At 74.5% G+C, this 20,501-nt stretch carries 20 protein-coding genes and 1 riboswitch; of the genes, 10 read left to right on the forward strand and 10 right to left on the reverse strand.

Annotation, left to right across the window (positions count from 1 at the left end; genetic code table 11):
• Positions 1-45: 45 nt before the first annotated feature.
• Complete coding sequence (locus RND61_RS07945; protein WP_315877093.1) at positions 46-651, forward strand: GlcG/HbpS family heme-binding protein; 606 nt, start codon at positions 46-48, stop codon at positions 649-651.
• A 178-nt stretch (positions 652-829) separates the two neighbouring features.
• Positions 830-2,221 (forward strand): M1 family metallopeptidase, encoded by a 1,392-nt coding sequence (locus RND61_RS07950; protein ID WP_315877094.1) that lies wholly within the window; start codon positions 830-832, stop codon positions 2,219-2,221.
• A gap of 12 nt (positions 2,222-2,233) precedes the next feature.
• Here RND61_RS07950 and RND61_RS07955 read toward each other — a convergent pair whose 3' ends face one another.
• Together RND61_RS07955 and RND61_RS07960 are read right to left on the reverse strand one after the other, a co-directional pair.
• Positions 2,234-2,746 (reverse strand): GNAT family N-acetyltransferase, encoded by a 513-nt coding sequence (locus RND61_RS07955; protein ID WP_315877095.1) that lies wholly within the window; start codon positions 2,744-2,746, stop codon positions 2,234-2,236.
• A gap of 126 nt (positions 2,747-2,872) precedes the next feature.
• Entirely contained in the window at positions 2,873-3,448 is a 576-nt protein-coding gene (locus RND61_RS07960; RefSeq protein ID WP_315877096.1) for a TerD family protein, read from the reverse strand.
• Between the two features lie 149 nt (positions 3,449-3,597).
• On the opposite strand from RND61_RS07960, the gene arfB reads away from it, so the two are divergent.
• Positions 3,598-4,035, forward strand: coding sequence for an alternative ribosome rescue aminoacyl-tRNA hydrolase ArfB (arfB, locus tag RND61_RS07965; RefSeq protein WP_315877097.1), 438 nt, complete (start codon positions 3,598-3,600; stop codon positions 4,033-4,035).
• Between the two features lie 32 nt (positions 4,036-4,067).
• On the opposite strand, the gene RND61_RS07970 is transcribed toward arfB, so the two are convergent.
• On the reverse strand, positions 4,068-4,613 hold the full coding sequence (locus RND61_RS07970) for a flavin reductase family protein (RefSeq protein WP_391653105.1): 546 nt from the start codon (positions 4,611-4,613) through the stop codon (positions 4,068-4,070).
• A 273-nt stretch (positions 4,614-4,886) separates the two neighbouring features.
• Here RND61_RS07970 and cdgB point away from each other — a divergent pair, with 273 nt between their 5' ends.
• A complete protein-coding gene (gene cdgB, locus RND61_RS07975) occupies positions 4,887-6,608 on the forward strand; it encodes a diguanylate cyclase CdgB (RefSeq protein WP_315877099.1) in 1,722 nt (573 codons plus the stop codon).
• A 65-nt stretch (positions 6,609-6,673) separates the two neighbouring features.
• Positions 6,674-7,663 carry a carbohydrate-binding protein gene (locus tag RND61_RS07980; RefSeq protein WP_315877100.1) on the forward strand — a complete coding sequence of 330 codons (990 nt, stop codon included), beginning with the start codon at positions 6,674-6,676 and terminating at the stop codon, positions 7,661-7,663.
• On the opposite strand, the gene RND61_RS07985 is transcribed toward RND61_RS07980, so the two are convergent.
• The 5 genes from RND61_RS07985 to RND61_RS08005 form a co-directional block, all read right to left on the reverse strand.
• Positions 7,660-8,526: a class II fructose-bisphosphate aldolase gene (locus RND61_RS07985; protein WP_315877101.1), complete on the reverse strand. Its 867-nt coding sequence runs from the start codon at positions 8,524-8,526 to the stop codon at positions 7,660-7,662. The two genes, RND61_RS07980 and RND61_RS07985, sit on opposite strands and share 4 nt — an antisense overlap.
• 81 nt (positions 8,527-8,607) lie before the next feature.
• A complete protein-coding gene (locus RND61_RS07990; protein ID WP_315877102.1) occupies positions 8,608-9,534 on the reverse strand; it encodes a 1-phosphofructokinase family hexose kinase in 927 nt (308 codons plus the stop codon).
• A 139-nt stretch (positions 9,535-9,673) separates the two neighbouring features.
• The gene (gene nagA / locus RND61_RS07995; RefSeq protein WP_315877103.1) at positions 9,674-10,846 is read right to left on the reverse strand and encodes an N-acetylglucosamine-6-phosphate deacetylase; all 1,173 of its coding nucleotides are present in this window, start codon (positions 10,844-10,846) and stop codon (positions 9,674-9,676) included.
• Complete coding sequence (locus RND61_RS08000) at positions 10,846-11,784, reverse strand: ROK family protein (protein ID WP_315877104.1); 939 nt, start codon at positions 11,782-11,784, stop codon at positions 10,846-10,848. Before RND61_RS08000 ends, nagA begins: the two co-directional genes overlap by 1 nt.
• Positions 11,785-11,956: 172 nt before the next feature.
• Entirely contained in the window at positions 11,957-12,865 is a 909-nt protein-coding gene (locus RND61_RS08005; protein ID WP_315877105.1) for an SIS domain-containing protein, read from the reverse strand.
• Positions 12,866-13,003: 138 nt separating this feature from the next.
• On the opposite strand from RND61_RS08005, the gene RND61_RS08010 reads away from it, so the two are divergent.
• From RND61_RS08010 to otsB, 3 genes are all read left to right on the forward strand, one after another.
• Positions 13,004-14,287 carry an ABC transporter substrate-binding protein gene (locus tag RND61_RS08010; RefSeq protein ID WP_315877106.1) on the forward strand — a complete coding sequence of 428 codons (1,284 nt, stop codon included), beginning with the start codon at positions 13,004-13,006 and terminating at the stop codon, positions 14,285-14,287.
• A 14-nt stretch (positions 14,288-14,301) separates the two neighbouring features.
• Entirely contained in the window at positions 14,302-14,541 is a 240-nt protein-coding gene (locus tag RND61_RS08015) for a DUF3263 domain-containing protein (protein WP_315877107.1), read from the forward strand.
• A 236-nt stretch (positions 14,542-14,777) separates the two neighbouring features.
• Entirely contained in the window at positions 14,778-15,620 is an 843-nt protein-coding gene (gene otsB, locus RND61_RS08020; protein WP_315877108.1) for a trehalose-phosphatase, read from the forward strand.
• A gap of 98 nt (positions 15,621-15,718) precedes the next feature.
• On the opposite strand, the gene RND61_RS08025 is transcribed toward otsB, so the two are convergent.
• Together RND61_RS08025 and RND61_RS08030 are read right to left on the reverse strand one after the other, a co-directional pair.
• A complete protein-coding gene (locus RND61_RS08025; protein ID WP_315877109.1) occupies positions 15,719-17,122 on the reverse strand; it encodes an alpha,alpha-trehalose-phosphate synthase (UDP-forming) in 1,404 nt (467 codons plus the stop codon).
• A gap of 44 nt (positions 17,123-17,166) precedes the next feature.
• A complete protein-coding gene (locus RND61_RS08030) occupies positions 17,167-18,135 on the reverse strand; it encodes a glucosyl-3-phosphoglycerate synthase (protein WP_315877110.1) in 969 nt (322 codons plus the stop codon).
• 148 nt (positions 18,136-18,283) lie between these two features.
• Positions 18,284-18,428: riboswitch (SAM riboswitch) on the forward strand.
• Positions 18,429-18,446: 18 nt separating this feature from the next.
• Between RND61_RS08030 and thrC the strand changes: the two genes are divergently transcribed.
• Positions 18,447-19,733: a threonine synthase gene (gene thrC / locus RND61_RS08035; RefSeq protein WP_315877111.1), complete on the forward strand. Its 1,287-nt coding sequence runs from the start codon at positions 18,447-18,449 to the stop codon at positions 19,731-19,733.
• Between the two features lie 21 nt (positions 19,734-19,754).
• Positions 19,755-20,033 carry a MoaD/ThiS family protein gene (locus RND61_RS08040; protein WP_315877112.1) on the forward strand — a complete coding sequence of 93 codons (279 nt, stop codon included), beginning with the start codon at positions 19,755-19,757 and terminating at the stop codon, positions 20,031-20,033.
• The last annotated feature ends 468 nt before the right edge of the window (positions 20,034-20,501 follow it).

The following is a 20,501-nucleotide window of genomic DNA, read 5'->3' on the forward strand; positions in this document are numbered from 1 at the left end:
GGGCCCGGCCTTTCCGGCGGCCGGCCCCCGACACTTGGAGCCCCCATGGAAACCCACCGCGAGAAGTCCTCCCCGCGCACCCGCCTCCTCATCGGCGGCCTCGCCGCGGCCGCCCTCGCCGCCGGTACGTTCGGCGCGGTCTCCGCCACCGCCAGCGCCTCCACGCCGCAGCAGGCGCAGACCGCCGCCGGCGCCTCCGCGCCGCAGCGGACGCAGACCGCCCCCGAGGCCGCCGACCGGAACACGCACCAGACCCGCCACCTCACCGTCGACGCCGCCACCCGCGCCGCCCAGGCCGCCCTGAAGGCCGCCCGTCAGGACGGCCGGCGCGTCACCGTCGCCGTCGTCGACCGCGACGGCAACACGATCGCCGTCCTGCGCGGCGACGGCGCGGGCCCGCAGTCGTACGAGTCGGCCGAGCGCAAGGCGTACACCGCCGTCTCCTGGAACGCCCCCACGTCCGCCCTGGTCGAGCGCCTGGAGACCACGCCCACCCTGAAGGACATCCCCGGCACGCTGTTCCTCGGGGGCGGCGTCCCCGTGGCCGTCGGAGGCACCCCCGTCGCCGGCATCGGCGTGGCCGGCGCCCCGAGCGGCGCCCTCGACGAGGAGTACGCGCGGGCCGGTGCCGCCGCGCTCGGCCTCCGCTGACCGGACGCCGGGGCGTGGCGCCCGTTGGCCGGGAGCCGGGGCGCGGCCTCCACTGGCCGGGAGCCAGAGAGCGGCGCCCGCTGACCGGGTGCCGGGGCGTGGCGCCCGTTGGCCGGACGCCGAGGTGCGCCCTCCGCTGACCGGACGCCGGGGCGCGGCGCCCGTCTAGGATCACCGGGTGATCCACGGGAAGAGGGGGAGGGCCCCCGCCTCCGCGTCGCTCGCCGCGCTGCTGCTGCTGTCCGCGGCCGGCTGCACGGGCGGCGTCACCGGCACCCCCGGCGCCGCCGGCGTGCGCGACCCGTACTTCCCGCGCCTCGGCAACGGCGGCTACGACGTACGGCACTACGCCCTCACCGTCGCCTACGACCCCGCCACCGGGCGCCTCGACGGCACCGCCGAGATCACCGCCCGGGCCACCCAGGGCCTCAGCTCCTTCAACCTGGACCTGGCCGGGCTCACCGTCCACGGCGCCACCGTCGACGGCGACCCGGCCTCCGTCCGGCGCGCCGGGCACGAGGTGACGCTCCGGCCGCGCGCCGACATCGGCGACGGCGCCGCCTTCCGCGCCGTCGTGCGCTACTCGGGCGTCCCGCGCACGATCACCGACCCCGACGGGTCGGAGGAGGGCTGGCTGCGGACGGCGGACGGGGCGGTCGCGCTCGGGGAGCCGACCGGTTCCACGGCGTGGTTCCCCGGCAACCACCACCCGTCCGACAAGGCGACGTACGCCCTCACTGTCACCGTCCCGGCCGGTTACCAGGCCGTCGCCAACGGGCTGCCCGGCCGGGCCCTCACCCGGGGCGGCCGGACCACCGCCACCTGGCGGACCACCGAGCCGATGGCGAGCTACCTGGCGACGCTCGCCGTCGGCCGGTTCGACGTCACCACCACCCGCACCCCGGCCGGGCTGCCCGTGCTCACGGCGACCGACCGGACCGTCACGCGCGAGAGCGCGGCCCTGCTGGACCGGCTGCCCGGACTGCTGGCCTGGCTGACGGAGAACTTCGGCCCGTACCCCTTCTCCTCCGCCGGGGTGATCGTCGAGCGGCCGGGCGACTCCTCGTACGCCCTGGAGACGCAGACGCGGCCGGTCGTCCCGCGGGACCTGTTCACCCCCGGGGTCCTCGTCCACGAGCTGGCCCACCAGTGGTACGGGAACTCCGTCTCGCCGCGGTCGTGGCGGGACATGTGGCTCAACGAGGGCTTCGCGCAGTACGCCGAGTGGCTGTACGCGGAGGACTTCGGGGGCACGCCCGCGCAGGAGAGCTTCGAGGCGGCCTTCGCGGACCCGGCCAACTGGGCGTTCCCGCCCGCGGAGCCGCCGACCGCCGCCGACGTCTCCGGGCCGCCCGTGTACGGCGGGGGCGCGATGGTGCTGCACAAGGTCCGCCAGGCGGTCGGCGACGACGCGTTCTTCGGCCTGCTCCGGGGCTGGGCGGCCGAGCACCGGCACGGCAACGCCTCGACGGACGACTTCACCGCGTACGTGGAGGAGGAGACCGGCGAGGACCTGACGGAGCTGTGGGACACCTGGCTGTACGGCGGGGAGAAGCCGGACGCGCCCTGACCCCGGCCCGGGCTACAGCGGCTTGCGGAGCACCACGCAGTCCCGGCCCGGCGCGCGCTCCCGGCGGCGGCCGACCTCCTCGTACCCGAGGGACCGCCAGAAGGAGAGCGCCTTGCGGTTGTTGTCGAGCACGGCGAGCTTGACGCCCGTACGGCCCAGGGCCCGGAACCGCTTCTCGACGATCTCCGCCAGCTCCCGGCCGAAGCCCATGCGGTGGTCCCGGCCGTGCACCATCAGCAGCCCGATCCACGGGTCCGGGTCGTCCGGGTCGGGGTGGTGGGCCAGGGTCACCGAGATGCCGATCACCCGCCCGGCCGACCGGGCCAGCAGCACCTCGGCGCCCGGCCGGGCCAACTCCTCGGCGAGCGAGGCGGCGACCTGCTCGGGCCGGATGTCGTCGGGGTCCGGGAACTCCCCGCTGAGCTGCTGGAACTCCCGGTTAGAGGCGTACAGGTCGGTGAGTTCGGTGAGGAGCGGGCCCGGCAGGGCGCCCTCCTCGCCGAGCTCCAGCGGTTCGACGATCATGCGGCCCACAGTAGGCAACGACGGGCCCCGGAGCGGCGACCGCCACCGGGGCCCGTCGTCCGCGCCCGCGCCGGACGCCGGGGCGTCAGCGGGGCGCGCGGGTCGGACGTTCGCGCCGAACGCGGGTCAGACGTTCACGCCGAAGTCGCGGGCGATGCCCTCCAGGCCCGAGGCGTAGCCCTGGCCGACCGCGCGGAACTTCCACTCGGCGCCGTTCCGGTACAGCTCGCCGAAGACCATGGCGGTCTCCGTCGCGGCGTCCTCGCTGAGGTCGTAGCGGGCGATCTCGGCGCCGCCGTTCTGGTTCACGATGCGGATGTACGCGTTGCGGACCTGGCCGAAGTTCTGCGAGCGGTTCACCGCGTCGTAGATGGAGACCGGGAAGACGATCTTCTCGACGTTCGCCGGGAGGCCCGCCAGGTTGACGTTGATCTGCTCGTCGTCGCCGCCGCCCTCACCCGTGCGGTTGTCACCGGTGTGGACGATGGTGCCGTCCGGGGTGGACTTGTTGTTGAAGAAGACGAAGTGCGCGTCGGAGGCGACCTTGCCGGCCGCGTCGATGCCGATCGCCGAGGCGTCGAGGTCGAAGTCGGTACCCGTGGTGGTGCGGACGTCCCAGCCGAGGCCCACCGTGACGGCGGTGAGGCCCGGGGCCTCCTTGGTCAGCGAGACATTGCCGCCCTTGGACAGGCTTACAGCCATGGAAGTCCCTTTCCTCTACCTGAGTGCACCTGAGTGCACCTGAGTGCTGTGTGCGTCACTGCTGATAACGCCCGGAGGGGCGAGGAGGTTCCAGGTTCGCCCGTCACCGGGGGAAAAGCGCGTGACGCGGCGGACGCGCGTCGGGGAACATGGACGGCATGCCCGGTCCCCATGTCATCAGGGGCTCGGTCTCCCTGCCGGAGTCCGAGCTGATGTGGCGTTTCTCCAGGTCCTCCGGGCCGGGCGGGCAACACGTCAACACCAGCGACTCCCAGGTGGAGCTGCGCTTCGACCTCGCCCGTACGGAGGCGCTGCCGCCGGTCTGGAAGGAGCGCGCCCTGGAGCGGCTCGCCGGGCGGCTCGTCGACGGCGTCCTCGTCGTACGGGCCTCCGAGCACCGGTCGCAGTGGCGCAACCGGGAGGCGGCGGCCGTGCGGCTGGCGGGGCTCCTCGCGGAGGCCACGGCGCCCCCGCCGCGCCCCCGGCGGCCCACGAAGGTCCCGCGCGGCATCAACGAACGGCGGCTGCGGGAGAAGAAGCAGCGGTCCGAGACCAAGCGCGGACGCTCGGCGCGCGACTGGTCGTAGCGCCCCGGGAGGCACCCGGGGGACGGCCCGGCCTACCCCAGACGGCGGTACTTCCCGCGGAAGTACGTCAGGGGCGCGCCCTCCGGGCTCGGGAAGGCGGCCGTCAGGACGCGGGCGACGACCAGGGTGTGGTCCCCCGCCTCCACCCGCTGCTCCGTCCGGCACTCCAGCGTCGCCAGGGCCCCGCCGACCAGCGGCGCCCCGGTCAGCTCCCCGCGCGTGTACGGGATGTCCGCGAAGAGCAGGCGGTCGCTGATCCGGCCCTTCATCGAGAACCGGCCCGCGATGTGCCGCTGGCTCTCCGCGAGGACGGAGACGCCCCACAGCGGCTGCTCCGCCAGCAGGTCGTCCATGCGGGAGCCCTCGCGCAGGCTCACCAGGACCAGCGGCGGGTCCAGGGACACCGACACGAACGCCGTCGCGGTCATGCCGACGTCCTCGTCCATCGGCGGCTCCACCGCCGTCACCAGGACGACACCGGCCGCCAGCCGGGACATCGCCGCACGGAACTCCTCGCTGCCCACCCCTTCAGGATGGGGCAGGTCGGAGTCTGACACCGGGGTCCGAGTTGTTGGCAGCACACCGGGAACGCTAGTCTCGCCCGCCATCCGGCCGCATCGGGCCAAGGGACCAGTTGGAGCCGCGCCGGACCTAGGTCCCCCGGTCGGTTTGCTTCCGGGATCTCCCCGAGTTCCCCCTCGATCATGTGACTTGAGTCACAGAGGGCAGTAATTGTTGACCCTGTGTACCGACGGAACAGCTCGCTGTGATTCAGTGGCCGGTGACACCGCACGAGAACGCCGATGACACACCTGGAGTTGTTGCTGTCGAGGTCTCGGGGAGAGCGAGCAATGGAGACCGAGTCGGAGCCGTACGTCCGTCTTGCGACCCTGCGGCAGCTGCACCAGGTCGTCGCCAGCCTCAACACGGCCCGCAGTCTGGCCGACACGCTGCAGACCGTCGCCGACGGCGTCATCACCGGCCTCGGTTACGAACTGGCCTGCGTCAACCTCGTCCGCCCCGACGGTGACCTCGTCGTCGCCGCGTTCGCGGGGAACGCCGCGGCGGAAGCCCTGATCACCGGCCGGGTCGGCTCCCGCGTCTCCTGGGAGCGGCGCCTCCACATGGGGGAGGCGTGGGGCGACCTCCGGTTCATCCCGCACACCGAGGGCTGGGTCCTCGTCGACGACGACGTGCCCCAGTGGCACACGGACGGCCCCGAGCCCCGCTTCGAGGACGAGTGGCACCCCCGCGACCGGCTCTACGCCCCCATGTACACCACCGGCGGCCAGCGGGAGCTGCTCGGCGTCATCTCCGTCGACCGGCCCCGCAACGGCCGCCGCCCCGGCGCCTGGGGCCGTGAGGCGCTCCAGATGTACGCCTCCCAGTCGGCGATTGCGATCAGCAACGCCCGGCTGCGAGCAAACATGCAGCGGGCGCTCGTACGGCTGGAGCGCGAGCAGCAGGCGCTGCGGGCCAGCGAGGAGTCGTTCCGGCAGGCGTTCGAGTACGCGCCGTCCGGGATGGCCATCGCGGAGATGGGCGGCGACCAGCACGGCCGGCTGCTGCGGGCCAACGACGCGCTGTGCCGGCTGCTGGGCCGGCCCGCCGCGGTGATGCGCCGGTACTCCTTCGCGGACCTCGTCCACCCCGAGGACGTGGGCACGCTGCTGCGGACGTCCCCCGAGGGCGGTCGCGCCGAGCTGCGCCTCGCCCGCCGGGACGGCACGTACGTGTGGGTCTCCCTGCGCAACTCGGTGGTCGCCGACACGGCCGACGGCCCCCGCTTCCTCCTCACGCACGTCGAGGACATCGAGGAGCGCAAGAGGCACGAGCTCCAGCTCGCCCACCGCGCCTCCCACGACGCGCTGACCGGCCTGCCCAACAGCGCCGAGCTGCGCGCCCGTCTCAGCGCCCGGCTGTGCTCCCGGCCCGGCGGTCGCGTCCGGGCCACCGCCGCCGACGCGGCCGGCCTCGAACCGGCCTACGACGACGCGTACGAGTACGTCGGCGCCACCGGCACGTACGACACCGCGCACACCGGCGCCACCGGCGCGTACGAGTACGAGCACGCCTACCGCGGCGACGGTTTCGGCTTCGCCCCCTCCGGGGGCGTGGGCGCCTACGACGGGCACGTGCACGCCGTCGCGCCCGACGAGGAGGTCGACGACGGGACGAAGGGCCTCGCCGTCCTCTTCTGCGACCTCGACGGCTTCAAGTCGATCAACGACCGGTTCGGGCACCACACGGGGGACGCCGTCCTCATCGAGGTCGCCCGCCGGCTGTCCGCCGGGGTCCGCGACGGCGACACGGTCGCCCGGCTCGGCGGTGACGAGTTCGTCGTCCTCGCCGACGGGCTCGGCGCCGCCGACGCCGCCGACCTCGCCGCGCGCCTGCGCAGCGGCATCGTCCCGCCGATCAGGGTGGACGGGCGCGCGGTGCGGGTGGGCGCCAGCTTCGGCATCGGCTGGGCGGAGTGCGGGATGTCCGTCGAGGAGGTGCTGAACTCCGCCGACCAGCGGATGTACGTGGAGAAGCGGTCCCGGTCCAAGGTGCACCGCCGGGCGGGGTAGCCCGTTCGGGGTAGGCTCGCCGGGGTCGGTGACGGCTGGCGAGCACGGATGAGGAGTGACCAGGGATGGCTGCCGGAAACCACGGCAACGGTGAGGGCACGCCCGAGGACGACGACCCGTTCGGCTACCTGTACGCGGACGGCCAGGCGTCCGGTGCCCAGCGGGGCGGTGGTCAGGGCGGCTACGGCTACCCCGGTCCCGCCGGCGCCCAGCCCGGGCGCCCCCGTACCTCGTACAACCAGGTCAGGGCGGTCGGAGAGCGCCCGCGCGGGCAGGTCCCGCCGCAGCCCCAGTACGGGCAGCAGCACGGGCAGCCGCACGGCGCTCCCTACGGCCAGCCGCACCCGCAGTACGCCGCGCCCGAGACGTACCCGGGCGGCGCCCCGACCCGGCCGGTCCCGGCCCAGGGCGGCGGTCGCGGCCGGAGCGGCGGCCCCAACACGAAGGGCCTCCTGATCGGCGCGGTCGCGGTGGTCCTGGTCGTGGTGGCCGGGATCACGGTGGCGTTGCTCACCAACAACGACGACGACAAGGCCGGGCCGGCCCCCACTTCGGCCTCCTCGGCCCCGGCCTCCCAGGGCCCTGCGGACCCGGACCCCTCCCCGTCCGCGGACGCGGGCGCGGTCGAGCTGCCGAAGCGGGACGCCGCGACGCTCCAGCTCACCCCGCCGGCCGTGCTCGGCACGGAGGTGAAGGGCGCGCAGGGCGCGGGCGGCGCGTACGTGATGTTCAACGGCGTCGGCGGCGCGGCCAGCTGGAAGGTCGACGTGCCGCAGGACGGCCCGTACACGCTGTTCCTCACCTACAGCGTGCCCGGCAAGGACGCCAAGGCGTCCCTCACCGTCAACGACGGCCGGCCCCGCGAGATCAACATGTCGAACTTCGCGCACGCCCCCGAGGGCGACTGGGAGAAGGGCTGGACCCGGACGTACTCCTGGGTCCAGCTGAAGAAGGGCGAGAACACCCTGAAGATGTCCTGCGAGGCGGGCAACGTGTGCGATGCCTACCTCGACCAGGTCTGGCTCAAGCCGGGCCAGCTCCGCGGCGACGGCTAGCCGTCGCCGTCCCCGCCCGCGACCACCGTCAGGTAGTGGGCGACCGTCTCCGCCATCGCCTCCCGGGCCCCCGCCAGATAGCGGCGGGGGTCCACCGTTTCCGGGTTCGCCGCCAGGAAGGCGCGGATCGCCGCCGTGTAGGCGGTGTTCAGGGCCGTACCCACGTTGATCTTGGTCATGCCGGCGCGGACCGCCGCGCGGAGCTCCCCGTCCGGGACGCCCGACGAGCCGTGGAGGACCAGGGGGACCGGCAGGGCCTCGCGGAGGGCGGCGATCAGGGCATGGTCCAGGGCGGCCGTGCGCTCCGTCATGGCGTGGGCCGAGCCGACCGCGACGGCCAGGGCGTCCACGCCCGTCTCCGCCACGTACGCCGCCGCCTCCACCGGGTCCGTGCGGGCGCCCGGGGCGTGGGCGTCGAGCGGCGGCTCGCCGTCCTTGCCGCCGACGCGGCCCAGCTCCGCCTCCACCCACATGCCGCGCGCGTGGCCCCGGCGGACCGCCTCCGCGGTGGCCTTCACGTTGTCGCCGTAGCCGAGCCGGGAGGCGTCGACCATCACCGAGCCGAAGCCCGCCGCGTGCGCGGCGCGCACCAGCTCCGGGGTGACCACGTGGTCGAGGTGGAGGGCCAGGGGCGCGGCGGAGGCGCGGGCCACGGCCGTCACGGCCGCGGCGACGGCGAAGAGGTCGCCGCCGTGGAAGCGGACCGCGTTCTCCGAGACCTGGAGGACCGCCGGGAGCCCGGTGCGCTCGGCGCCCGCCGCGACGGCCTCCGCGTGTTCGAGGGTGATGACGTTGAACGCGGCGACCGCGCGGTGGGCCGCCCGGGCCGGGACGACGAGGTCGGCGGTGGTGACGAGGGGCATGCGCGGGTCCTTTCCGCGTCGGGGGAGCGGAGCGTCTCCCCGTCGGGGGTGCGGTGCGTTTCCGCGTCGGGGGGCGGTGCGTCAGGCCGCGGTGGCGTGCTCCGTGACCGTCACCCGCTCCAGCAGTTCTCCGTACCGGGCCGCGTCGAACTCACCGGCGGTCCGCGCGTACACGGTGGCCGTCGCCAGGGCGGTCGCGCGGGCCAGCCGCCGCGGCCACGGCTCGCCCTCGACCAGGGCGGACAGCAGCCCGGCGACCGCCGAGTCGCCCGCGCCCGTCGGGTTGCCGGCGACGCGGGCGGGCGGGGCGGCGGTCCACGTGCCGTCCGGGGTGACCGCGAGGAGCCCGTCCGGGCCGAGGGAGGCGACGACCGCGTGGGCGCCGCGGCGGCGGGCGTCGCGGGCGGCGCGCAGCGGCTCGCGGGAGCCGGTGAGGGCGGCCAGCTCGTCGGCGTTCGGTTTGACCAGGTCGGGGCGGGCGGCGATGCCCCGGCGCAGCGGCTCGCCGCTCGTGTCGAGGAGGACGGGGACGCCGGCGCGGCGGGCGCGGCGCACCAGCTCCCCGTACGCGCCGACGTGGACGCCGCGCGGCAGGCTGCCGCACAGGGCGACCGCCCGGGCCCCGGCGAGCAGCTCCTCGTACGAGGAGACGAGCGCCGCCCACTCCGCGGGGGTGATCACCGGGCCGGGTTCGTTGAAGTGCGTCGCGTCGCCCGTCGCCGTGTCGACGACGGCGACGGTGCGGCGCGTGGCGTCGGAGGTCGGCACCAGGGCGTCCCGTACGGGCAGCGGGGCGAGCAGGCCGCGCAGGACTTCCCCGGTGGGGCCGCCCGCGAAGCCGGTGACGACCGTCTCGTGGCCGAGGGCGGCCAGGACGCGGGCGACGTTGACGCCCTTGCCGCCGGGGCGCTCGGCCACGTCGGTGACGCGGTGCGTGGTGTGCGGGGTGAGCGCGGGCACCGCGTAGGTGAGGTCGAGCGCGGTGTTGAGCGTGACCGTGAGGATCACCGGTTCCCCCACCCCCGGAAGTCGTGGACCGGTTACGCCTCGCTGTCCGGTCCGGAAAAATCGCGGCCACGATCATGCCAAACGGAAGGCGGCCCGCCCAGTCCTCGGGTGGGCCGCCTTTCCGTGGTTCGCCGGGAAATCACCCCACTTGGGGTTCAATCACCCATTCGCCCTTGCGCATCACACCCCTGAGGGTGAACTCCTCGTCGAGGACGACCAGGTCGGCGTCCTTGCCGGGCTCGATCGAACCGATCCGGTCGTCCAGGCCCAGCAGCCTCGCCGGGTTGGCGGAGATGGCCCGGACGATCGCCTCGACGGGCAGCCCGTCGACGGTGGCGGCGCGCCGGAAGGCGGTGTCGAGGGTGAGGGTGGACCCGGCGATCGAGCCGCCCTCGACGAGTCGGGCCACCCCCTCCCTGACCTCGACCTCCAGCGGACCGAGGTGGTAGACCCCGTCCCCGAACCCGGCCGCGTCCATCGCGTCGGTGATGAAGGCGACCCGGCCCGCGCCGGCGTGGTGGAACGCCAGCTCCAGGGCGGCGGGGTGGAGGTGCGTACCGTCGTTGATCAGCTCGACGGTGACCCGCTCGTCCTCCAGGAGGGCGGCGATGGGGCCGGGCGCGCGGTGGCCCAGCCCGGGCATCGCGTTGAACAGGTGCGTGGCGACGGTGGCGCCCGCGTCGATGGCCTCGGCGGTCTGCTCGTAGGTGGCGTCCGTGTGGCCGATGGCGGCGATGACGCCGTGCTCGGCGAGGAGGCGTACGGAGTCGACGCCGCCGGGCAGCTCGGTCGCGAGGGTCACCATGCGGGCGTGGCCGCGCGCGGCGTCGACCAGCTTGCGGACCTCGGCCGGGTCGGGGTCGCGCAGCAGGGCCTCGCTGTGGGCGCCCTTGCGGCACGGGGAGATGAACGGGCCCTCGAAGTGGATGCCGGCGATGTCGCCCTGCTCGGCCAGTTCGGACAGTTCGCCGGCGCGGTGGGCCAGGAAGTCCATGTCGCCGGTGACGGTCGACGCGACGAGGGTGGTCGTGCCGTGCGCGCGGTGGGTGCGGATGCCGTGGAGGACCTCGTCGAGGGTGCCCGAGGTGAAGGAGGCGCCGCCGCCGCCGTGGTTGTGGAGGTCGACGAAGCCGGGCACCAGCCAGTGCCCCGTCAGGTCCAGCGCGGGCGCGTCGGCGGACGCTTCGGCGGGTGCGGCGGCGGTGTCGGCGATCCGGGCGCCCTCGACGGTGACGCGCCCGCCTTCGACGACGCCGGTCGGCAGCACCACGCGGGCCCCGGCGAGGACCTTGCGGTCGGCGTGAACGGCCATCAGGCGGATACCTCCAGATCGGTGGCGAGCAGGTCCCAGGCGAGGAGCCCCGCGCCCAGGCAGCCGGTGGTGTCCCCGAGGGCCGCGGGCACGATGGCGGGCGTCCGCTGGAACGTGACGCGCTCCTCGACGGCGGCCCTGAGGGGTGTGAACAAGGTTTCCCCCGCCTCGGCGAGTCCGCCACCGATGATCAGGGTGCGGGGGTCCAGCAGGGTGAGTGCGGTGACCAGCCCGTCCGCGAGCGCGTCGACGGCGTCCTGCCAGACGCGTACGGCGCGCGCGTCGCCCGACTCGACGGCCTTGGCGCAGTCGGCGGCGTCCGCGTCGGGGTCGCCGCTCGCCTCCGCCCAGGCGCGGGTCACGGCGGCGGCCGACGCCAGGGTCTCCAGGCAGCCGCGCTGCCCGCAGCCGCAGACGGGGCCGCCGGGGCGCACGACGACGTGGCCGATCTCGCCGGCGTAACCGTGCGCGCCGGCCTCGATGGCCCCGCCGATGCCGATGGCGCCCGCGATGCCGGTGCCGAGGGCGACGAACAGGAACCGGTCCGTGCCCCGGCCCGCCCCGACGCGCCCCTCGGCGAGCCCGCCGGTGCGCACGTCGTGGCCGAGGGCGACGGGCAGGCCGCCGAGCCGCTCGCCCAGCAGGGCGCGCAGCGGTACGTCGCGCCAGCCGAGGTTCGCGGCGTACACGGCGACGCCGCCGTCGGGGTCGACGATGCCGGGCACGGCCACGCCGGCGGCCTCCGCCCGTACGCCGTACCGCTCCTCGCCCCGTGCGAGCAGGTCGGCGGCGAAGTCGAGGATCGACGCCACGACGGCGTCGGGGCCGCGCTCGCGGCCGGTCGCGCGCCGCGCCTCGTACAGCAGTGCCCCGTCGGCCCCGACCAGGGCGGCCTTCATGCCGGTGCCGCCCACATCGAGGGCGATGACGTGTCTCACGGGAGACAGTGTCGCCCGAGCGACCTTAAAGGTCTAGTCCACTTCGGAGGATTGTTGCCGCGACATACAAATGCAATGAGGCGGGCCGTCCGCCGCCCGGCGGGCGGGTCCGTGCCGGGTGGGCGGGTCCGTGCCCGGTGGGCGAGCCCGCGCCGGGCGGCGGGGCCCGGGCTCAGGAGAGGATCACGCTCCGCGAGAGGTTGCGGGGGCGGTCCGGGTCCAGGCCGCGCGCCTGTGCCAGCGCCTCCGCCAGCCGCTGGGCGCGCACCAGGTCGGCCATCGGGTCCGCCGAGGCGTGGGCGTGCAGCGTCCCGCCGACCCGCGCCACGTCCCCCGCCAGGCCCTCCGGCAGCGGGCCGAAGACCCAGGCCACCCGGTTCGGGCCGGTGATCGCGATCGGGCCGTGGCGGTACTCCATCGCCGGGTACGCCTCCGTCCACGCGCCCGCGGCCTCCCGCATCTTCAGCGCCGCCTCCAGGGCCAGCCCGTACGTCCAGCCGAGCCCCAGGAACGTCCACTGCTCGGCCGCCAGCACCGCCTCCGGCAGCGGTTCCGTCACCGCCAGCTCCGCGTCCAGCGCGGCCTCCTCGACCGTCTTCACCCCGGGTACGGCCCCGAGGCCGGCGCGCAGGAAGGCCAGCGCGGTCGTCGCGAACCGGGTCTGCACCACCGACTCCTCGTCCGCCCAGTCCAGCACCGCGACCGCGTCCGCCGCGTCCACCACCGGGGACTTCGCGTCGGCCGTCAGCACCGCCGTGCGGGTCCTCCCGCGCAGCCGGGCCAACAGGTCCAGCACCTCCGTCGTCGTGCCCGAGCGGGTGATCGCCACCACCCGGTCGTACGCCGCGGCCCGCCCGGCCGGGAACTCGGACGCCGCGAACGCGTCCGTCTCGCCCTGCCCGGCGGCCTCGCGCAGCGCCGCGTAGGCGAGGGCCATGAACCAGGACGTGCCGCAGCCGGTCACGGCGACGCGTTCGCCGGGGCGGGGCAGCACCCCGGCCGCCGCTTCGTCCGCCGCGGCCCCGGCGGCGCGGCGCCAACAGCGGGGCTGGGTGGTGATCTCGGCGGCTGTTCGAGACATGCGCGGGCTCCCGGGGTCGTCGTCTGCGGACGCACGCAACGTACCGAACTGCGGGGGCGCTGAACCCGGTGGTTTAGACCTAGGTGTAGACCTCTTATCCTTCCGTGAGGAAAAAGCGCAGCTCGACGTGGAGCAGGGGTGGGTAAGGCAGTGCGCCGCTACAGGGGAACGACCGCGGTGCTGGCCGCACTGACGATCACGGCGACGTTGTCGGGGTGCGGGGCGGGCGCCGCCGACGGGGTGACGCTCAAGCTCGTCGCCGCCGACTACGGCAGCACCGACGCCAACACGTCGGAGAAGTACTGGAACGACCTCGCCCGCGCGTACGAGAAGAAGACGCCCGGCGTGAAGATCGACGTCACCGTCCTGTCCTGGAAGGACGTCGACCGCGAGGTCGCCGGGATGGTCGAGCGCGGCGAGGCCCCCGACCTGGCCCAGATCGGCGCGTACGCCGACTACGCGCACGAGGGGAAGCTGTACCCGGTCGACACCCTCGTCTCCGTCCCCACCCAGGCCAACTTCCTCCCCATGCTGCGGCAGGCCGGCGAAGTGGACCGCGTCCAGTACGGCCTGCCGTTCGGTGCGAGCACCCGCATGCTGTTCTTCAACGAGGAGCTGTTCGACAAGGCCGGGGCCGCGCCGCCGGCCGACTGGGACGGGCTGCGGACCGCCGCGCGGAAGCTGGAGGCGAAGGGCGTGAAGTTCCCCTTCGCGCTGCCGCTCGGCTCCGAGGAGTCCCAGGCCGAGACCATGATGTGGCTGCTCGGCGGGGGCGGCGGCTACCGCGACACGACCGGCACGGCGTACCAGATCGACTCGCCGGCCAACGTCCAGACGATGACGTGGCTGAAGGAGGAGCTGGTCGGCGAGGGCCTCACCGGGCCCGTCGCCCCCGGTGACCTCGACCGCCAGCAGGCGTTCGACGCGTTCGTGCGCGGCGAGGTCGGCATGCTGAACGGCCACCCGACGCTGATGGAGACCGCCGAGAAGGCCGGGGTGAAGGTCGGCACGGTCCCGCTGCCCGGCGTGAACGGCAAGGCGAAGGCGACGCTGGGCGTGGCCGACTGGATGATGGCCTTCAAGGAGAACGGGCACCGCAAGGAGATCGGGGAGTTCCTCGACTTCGTGTACACGGACAAGAACGTGCTGGAGTTCTCCGACCGGTACGACCTGCTGCCCGTCACCGTCACCGCCAGCACCGCCATGGAGGCGGACCCCGAGCACGCGGCGCTCCGGCCGTTCCTGGAGGAGCTGGCCGGGTCGGAGCTGTACCCGGTGGGCGAGACGTCCTGGGCGAAGGTCAGCGAGAGCGTGAAGAAGAACATCGGCAGGGCCGTCGCGCCGGACGGGAACCCGCGGGCCGTGCTGGGGGAGATCGCCCGGGACGCCAGGGCGGCGGAGGCGTCGGCGTCGGCGCGGTAGCTTAAGTTGCTGATATGACCGAGCAGCCTCCCGCCCTCACCGACCGCGAACGCGCGGTCCTCGCCATGGAACGGCGCTCGTGGCCGGGGCCGGGGGCGAAGGAGCGGGCGATCCGGGAGCAGCTCGACCTGTCGCCGGTGCGGTACTACCAGCTCCTGAACGCCCTGCTGGACGACGAGCGGGCGCTGGCCCACGACCCCGTCACCGTCAACCGCCTGCGCCGCCTGCGCGCCTCCCGCGAGTCCCGCCGCTGAGGGACACCCGGCGAACGGCTCCCGGCGGGCGGGGGCCGCCGGGGCGGCTTCCGGTGGGTGGTCCCGGTGGGGCGGCTTCCGGTGGGTGGGCCCGGCGGGTCGGGTCTGCCGGGTCGGGACCGCCGGGGTGACTCCTGGCGGTGCGGGTCCCGGCGGGTCGGCTTCCGGCGGGGCGGGTCCTCCGGGACGCGGGCCCGCAGGTGTGGTGTGAGGGGCTTGTGGATAGGTACGCACACATGTCCAGCAACTCGCTCCCCCGACCCACCACCCCCGCCGGCCGCGACGCCCTGGCCACGATCCTCGCGCACCCCTCCGCCACCACCGTCGCCGTCGACTTCGACGGCACCCTCGCCCCCATCGTCGCCGACCCCGAGCAGGCCCGCGCCCACCCCGACGCCGTTCCCGCGCTCGCCGCCCTCGCCCCGCGCGTCGCCTCCGTCGCGGTGATCACCGGCCGCCCCGCCGGTGTCGCCGTCCGGTACGGCGGCTTCGCCGGGGTCCCCGGCCTCGACCACCTCGTCGTCCTCGGCCACTACGGCGCCGAGCGCTGGGACGCCGCCACCGGCGAGGTCCGCGCCGCCCCCGAGCACCCCGGCGTCACCGCCGTGCGCGCCGAGCTCCCCGGCGTCCTGGAGCGGGCCGGCGCCTGGCCCGGCACCTGGATCGAGGAGAAGGGCCGCGCGGTCGCCGTCCACACCCGCCGCGCCACCGACCCGCAGGCCGCGTTCGACGCCCTGACCGAGCCGCTCGCCGACCTGGCCACCCGCCACGGCCTCGTCGTCGAGCCGGGCCGCATGGTCCTCGAACTGCGCCCCCCGGGCATGGACAAGGGCCAGGCCCTCATCGAGCACGTACGGGAGACGGGCGCGCAGGCCGTCGTCTACGCCGGCGACGACCTGGGCGACCTCCCGGCCTTCGCGGCGGTCGAGAAGCTCCGCGCGGACGGCGTACCGGGCCTGCTGATCTGCAGCGGCAGCGACGAGGTCCAGGCCCTGTCCGCCCGCGCGGACCTGACGCTCCGGGGCCCGGCGGAGGTCGTCGCCTTCTTCGCGTCCCTCGCCGCGGCCCTGCCCGACTGAACGCCCGCACCCGGCCCCGGCCTCCGGCCCCGTGGCTCCGGCCTCCGGCCCCGCAAGCCCCGGCCTCCGGTCCCGACCGGGACCGGAGGCCCGGGCCGCTAGCCCGCCGTCCCGCCCCGCAGCGCCTCCAGCTGGTCCAGGAACCAGCGCTGGGGCGGGAGGGCCGTCGCCGCGGCCGCCAGGCGCTTCGTGCGGTCCGCGCGGTCCGCGGGCGGCATCGACAGGGCCTCGTGCAGGGCCCGGGCCGTGCCGGTCACGTCGTACGGGTTCACCGTCACCGCGTCGGCACCCAGTTCCTCGTGCGCGCCCGCCTCGCGGGACAGGACCAGGGCGCAGCCCTCGTCGGAGACGACCGGGACCTCCTTCGCGACCAGGTTCATCCCGTCCCGGATGGGGTTCACCAGCGCCACGTCCGCCAGGCGGTACGCCGCCAGGGAGCGGGCGAAGTCGTCCTTCACGTGAAGCAGCACCGGCGTCCACGTCTCCGTGCCGTACTCGGCGTTGATCTCCTCCGCCAGCCGCGAGACCTCCGCCGTGTACCGCCGGTACACCTCCAGGTCCTGCCGGGACGGGTATGCGAAGGCGATGTGGACGACCCGCTCGCGCCACTCCGGCCACCCGGCCAGCAGCTCCCGGTACGCCAGCAGCCCCCGCACGATGTTCTTCGACAGCTCCGTGCGGTCCACCCGGATGACCGTCTTGCGGTCGGCCCCGCCGATCTGCTCCCGCAGCGTCGCCATCCGCTCCTCGACGTCCGCCTCCCGCGACCGCGCCCGCAGGAACCCGGCGTCCGCGCCCAGCCCGTGCACCCCCACCTCGGTCGTGCCCGTGCCGCCCACCGCGCGGGCGCAGCACGCCGTGAACGCCTCCGCCCAGCGGCGCGTCAGGAAGCCGAGCCGGTCCGCGCCGAGCATGCCGTTCAACAGCTCGCGCGCGATGTCGTCGGGGAGCATCCCGAAGTAGTCCGGCGGTGCCCACGGGGTGTGCGAGAAGTGTCCGATGCGCAGGTCCGGCCGCAGCTCGCGCAGCATGCCCGGCGCCAGCGCCAGGTGGTAGTCCTGGATCAGGACCGCCGCGCCCGGCGCCGCCTCCGCGGCGAGCGCCTCCGCGAAGGCCCGGTTGTACGCCCGGTACGCCTCCCACCGGCGGCGGAACTCCGCGTCGAAGACGGGCTCCAGCGGCGTCTGGTACAGCATGTGGTGGACGAACCACAGCACCGAGTTGGCGATGCCGTTGTACGCGGCGGCGTGCGTCCCTTCGCCCGCCAGCGCGTCGATGTCCAGCATCCGGACGCCCGGCTCGGAGACGCCGCGCCGCACCGCCTCCCGGTCCCCCTCGCCCAGCGCCGCGCACACCCACACCGCGCCCGCGTCGGGTCCGATCGCGGAGAGCCCCGACACGAGCCCCCCGCCGCCGCGCCGCGCCTCCAGCCCGCCGTCCGCCTCGCGCAGCGCGTAGCTGACCGGACCGCGATTCGATGCCACCAGGATGTCCGAGACCATGAGCCCAACCTAGCCCGAGCGGGAAACGCTCAAACGTACGGAGATCAGGCCACCCGGCGCTTGCGCTGGTACTCCGCGACCTCCCGCATCGGCGGCCGTTCCTCCGTGTCCACCGGGTGGGTGCGCGGCGCGAAGCCCGTCTCCGTGCGGTCGAACTGCGTCAGCCGGGGCCGTACGAGGTGCCCGCGCGACAGCCGCAACTGCGCCGTCCGGTAGATCGCCGCGGCCATCCGCCCCAGCGCCCGGTCGTCCTGGTGCCGGTGCAGCCGTACGCCCACGTCGACCTGGGCCAGCGCGTCCAGGCCCACCAGGTGCAGCGCGTCCACCAGCAGCCCCAGCTCCACCCCGTACCCCACCGGGAACGGCAACCGCTCCAGCAGCGTGCGCCGGGCCGCGTACTCCCCGCCCAGCGGCTGGACGAACCCGGCCAGCCGCGGCCAGTGCAGGTTCAGCAGCGGTCGCGCGACCAGCTCCGTCACCCGGCCGCCCTGCCCGCCGCCCCGTCCGCCGTCCGCCCCGGCCGCGAAGGGACGGTCGTACATCGCCTTCACGAACTCCACGTCCGGGTCCGTGAGCAGCGGCCCCACGATCCCCGCCACGAAGTCCGCGTCGAACTCCCGCAGGTCCGCGTCGACGAAGCACACCACGTCGCCGCCCGTCACCAGCAGGGAGCGCCACAGCACCTCCCCCTTGCCGGGCAGGGCGGGTATGCGCGGCAGCACGTCGTCCCGCGCCACCACCCGCGCGCCGGCCCGCGCGGCCACCTCCGCCGTGCGGTCCGTAGACCCCGAGTCGAGGACGACCAGCTCGTCGACGAGCGGCACCGCCTCCGACATCAGGTCCCGACGGATCACGGCGACGATCTCACCGACCGTCGCCTCCTCGTTCAGCGCGGGCAGGACGACGCTCACCGTGGTGCCGTGGGCCCGTTTCGCGGCGAGCAGTTGGTCGATCGGCCGGTCGGCCACGGACCAGGACCGCCGGCCCAGCCAGCGCTCCACCTCTTCCAGCACGCGCGCCACTCCTCGGGTCGTTGCGGGGCCGTGTGTGACCCATCTCGCGGTTCGGACGTCTATCTCAGACCTCCACCCCTTCGGCTACAGTCTTGAACAACGCGCGAGACCACCGCATGCCGGGGTCCCCGTGCCGACAACCACATACCGCTCATCCAGAGGGGCAGAGGGACACGGCCCGATGAAGCCCCGGCAACCCTCCAGCCGGTTCTCGCACGTTCACGCGAGGTCCCCGGCTAGGGAAGGTGCCAAATCCGTCTCACGGCGACACGCGCCAGTGAGAAAGATGAGGAGAAAGGGCCTCGCCTTCCATGGCTGTGCAGACCACCGCACCCACCACCCCCTCCGTCGACCTCGGCCCCGCGGCCGCGCTCTCCTGCCGCGAGTGCGGCGAGCGCTTCCCGCTCAGCCCGATCTTCGCCTGTGAGCACTGTTTCGGCCCCCTCGAAGTCGCGTACGACCTGCCGGCCGGCGACCCGGAGCAGCTCCGCAAGCGGATCGAGGCCGGCCCCACCAGCATCTGGCGGTACGCGCCGCTCCTCCCCGTCCCCGCGGACGTCGCGGACAAGCCGAACCTCAACCCCGGCTGGACCCCGCTCATCAAGGCCGACAACCTCGCGCGCGAACTGGGCGTGACCGGCGGCCTCTACGTCAAGGACGACTCGGGCAACCCCACGCACTCCTTCAAGGACCGGGTGGTCGCCCAGGCCCTGGAGGCGGCGCGCGTCTTCGGCTTCACCACCCTGTCGTGCTCCTCCACCGGCAACCTGGCGGGTGCGGTCGGCGCCGCCGCCGCGCGGGCGGGCCTGCGCTCCTGCGTGTTCATCCCGCACGACCTGGAGCAGGGCAAGGTCGTCATGGCCGCGGTGTACGGCGGCGACGTGGTCGGCATCGAGGGCACGTACGACGATGTCAACCGCTTCTGCTCGGAGCTCATCGGCGACCCGCTCGGCGAGGGCTGGGGCTTCGTCAACGTCAACCTGCGGCCGTACTACGCGGAGGGTTCCAAGACCCTCGCGTACGAGATCTGCGAGCAGCTCGGATGGCGCCTGCCGGACCAGTTGGTCGTCCCGATCGCGTCGGGCTCCCAGTTGACGAAGATCGACAAGGGGTTGCAGGAGCTGATCAGCCTGGGCCTCGTCGAGGACCGGCCGTACAAGATCTTCGGCGCGCAGGCGGAGGGCTGCTCCCCGGTGTCGGCGGCCTACAAGGCGGGCCACGACGTCGTACGGCCCCAGAAGCCGAACACGATCGCCAAGTCGCTCGCCATCGGCAACCCGGCCGACGGCCCGTACGTCCTGGACATCGCCCGTCGCACGGGCGGCGCGGTGGAGGACGTCAACGACGAGCAGATCGTCGACGCGATCAAGCTGCTGGCCCGCACGGAGGGCGTCTTCGCCGAGACGGCGGGCGGGGTGACCGTGGGCGTGACGCGCAAGCTGATCGAGAACGGCCTGCTGGACCCGTCCCTGACCACCGTCGTCCTCAACACGGGTGACGGCCTGAAGACCCTGGACGCGGTCGCCCCGACGACCGGCCCCACCGCGACGATCCGCCCGAGCCTGGACGCGTTCCGCGACGCCGGCCTCGCCAACTGAAACCCCCGGGAGACACGAACCATGAGCGTCAACGTCCGCATCCCCACCATCCTCCGCACGTACACGGGCGGCCAGGCCGAGGTCCCGGCGGAGGGTGCGACCCTCGCGGAGGTCATCGAGTCCCTGGAGAAGAACCACCCGGGCATCGCCGCGCGCGTCCTCGACGACCAGGGCCAGCTTCGCCGCTTCGTGAACGTCTACGTCAACGACGACGACGTCCGCTTCGAGCAGGGCCTCGGGACGGCCACCCCGGAGGGTGCGGGCATCTCGATCATCCCGGCGGTCGCGGGCGGCTGCTGAACCCCTCCGGCGTCCCCTCCGGCGACGGGGGACGCCCGTACGCCCTCTCGGACCGTGTCGGCCCGGTGCCTGACCGTCCGGTGCCTGACTGGCTGGCACTGATCGTCTGGCGTCCGGTCGTCCGGTGCCCGACTGCCTGGCGCCGCCTGCCCGATGTCCGGTCGTCCGGTGCCCGACTGTCCGGCCGTCCGGCGTCCGGTCGTCCGGTATCGGTCGTCTGAGCCGACTGTCCGGTGGCCGGTCGTCCGGCGCCTGACCGTCCGCCGCCCGACCGTCCAGTGCACGACTGACCGGTGCCTCTCCGCCCGGTTCCGGCGTCCCGGCCCCCGCCACCTCTGGCGGGGGCCGACCCGTTGGTCCCGAGGGGCCCCGCAGGCCCCGTAGGCAGCCCCCGCCGTCCCCCCGCAGGCCCCGTAGGCCGTGCGTCCCCACCCCGCCCCGTGAGGCCCCCACCGTCCCCCGCAGGTC

This window comes from Streptomyces tamarix, from assembly GCF_032423885.1.
Taxonomy (GTDB): Bacteria; Actinomycetota; Actinomycetes; order Streptomycetales; family Streptomycetaceae; genus Streptomyces; species Streptomyces tamarix.

Coding starts and splice junctions, on each gene's coding strand:
- RND61_RS07945 (WP_315877093.1), top strand. CDS start 46: ATGGAAACCCACCGCGAGAAGTCCTCCCCGCGCACCCGCCTCCTCATC.
- RND61_RS07955 (WP_315877095.1), bottom strand. CDS start 2,746: ATGATCGTCGAACCGCTGGAGCTCGGCGAGGAGGGCGCCCTGCCGGGC.
- RND61_RS07960 (WP_315877096.1), bottom strand. CDS start 3,448: ATGGCTGTAAGCCTGTCCAAGGGCGGCAATGTCTCGCTGACCAAGGAG.
- arfB (WP_315877097.1), top strand. CDS start 3,598: ATGGACGGCATGCCCGGTCCCCATGTCATCAGGGGCTCGGTCTCCCTG.
- cdgB (WP_315877099.1), top strand. CDS start 4,887: ATGGAGACCGAGTCGGAGCCGTACGTCCGTCTTGCGACCCTGCGGCAG.
- RND61_RS07980 (WP_315877100.1), top strand. CDS start 6,674: ATGGCTGCCGGAAACCACGGCAACGGTGAGGGCACGCCCGAGGACGAC.
- RND61_RS07985 (WP_315877101.1), bottom strand. CDS start 8,526: ATGCCCCTCGTCACCACCGCCGACCTCGTCGTCCCGGCCCGGGCGGCC.
- nagA (WP_315877103.1), bottom strand. CDS start 10,846: ATGGCCGTTCACGCCGACCGCAAGGTCCTCGCCGGGGCCCGCGTGGTG.
- RND61_RS08005 (WP_315877105.1), bottom strand. CDS start 12,865: ATGTCTCGAACAGCCGCCGAGATCACCACCCAGCCCCGCTGTTGGCGC.
- RND61_RS08015 (WP_315877107.1), top strand. CDS start 14,302: ATGACCGAGCAGCCTCCCGCCCTCACCGACCGCGAACGCGCGGTCCTC.
- otsB (WP_315877108.1), top strand. CDS start 14,778: ATGTCCAGCAACTCGCTCCCCCGACCCACCACCCCCGCCGGCCGCGAC.
- RND61_RS08025 (WP_315877109.1), bottom strand. CDS start 17,122: ATGGTCTCGGACATCCTGGTGGCATCGAATCGCGGTCCGGTCAGCTAC.
- thrC (WP_315877111.1), top strand. CDS start 18,447: ATGGCTGTGCAGACCACCGCACCCACCACCCCCTCCGTCGACCTCGGC.
- RND61_RS08040 (WP_315877112.1), top strand. CDS start 19,755: ATGAGCGTCAACGTCCGCATCCCCACCATCCTCCGCACGTACACGGGC.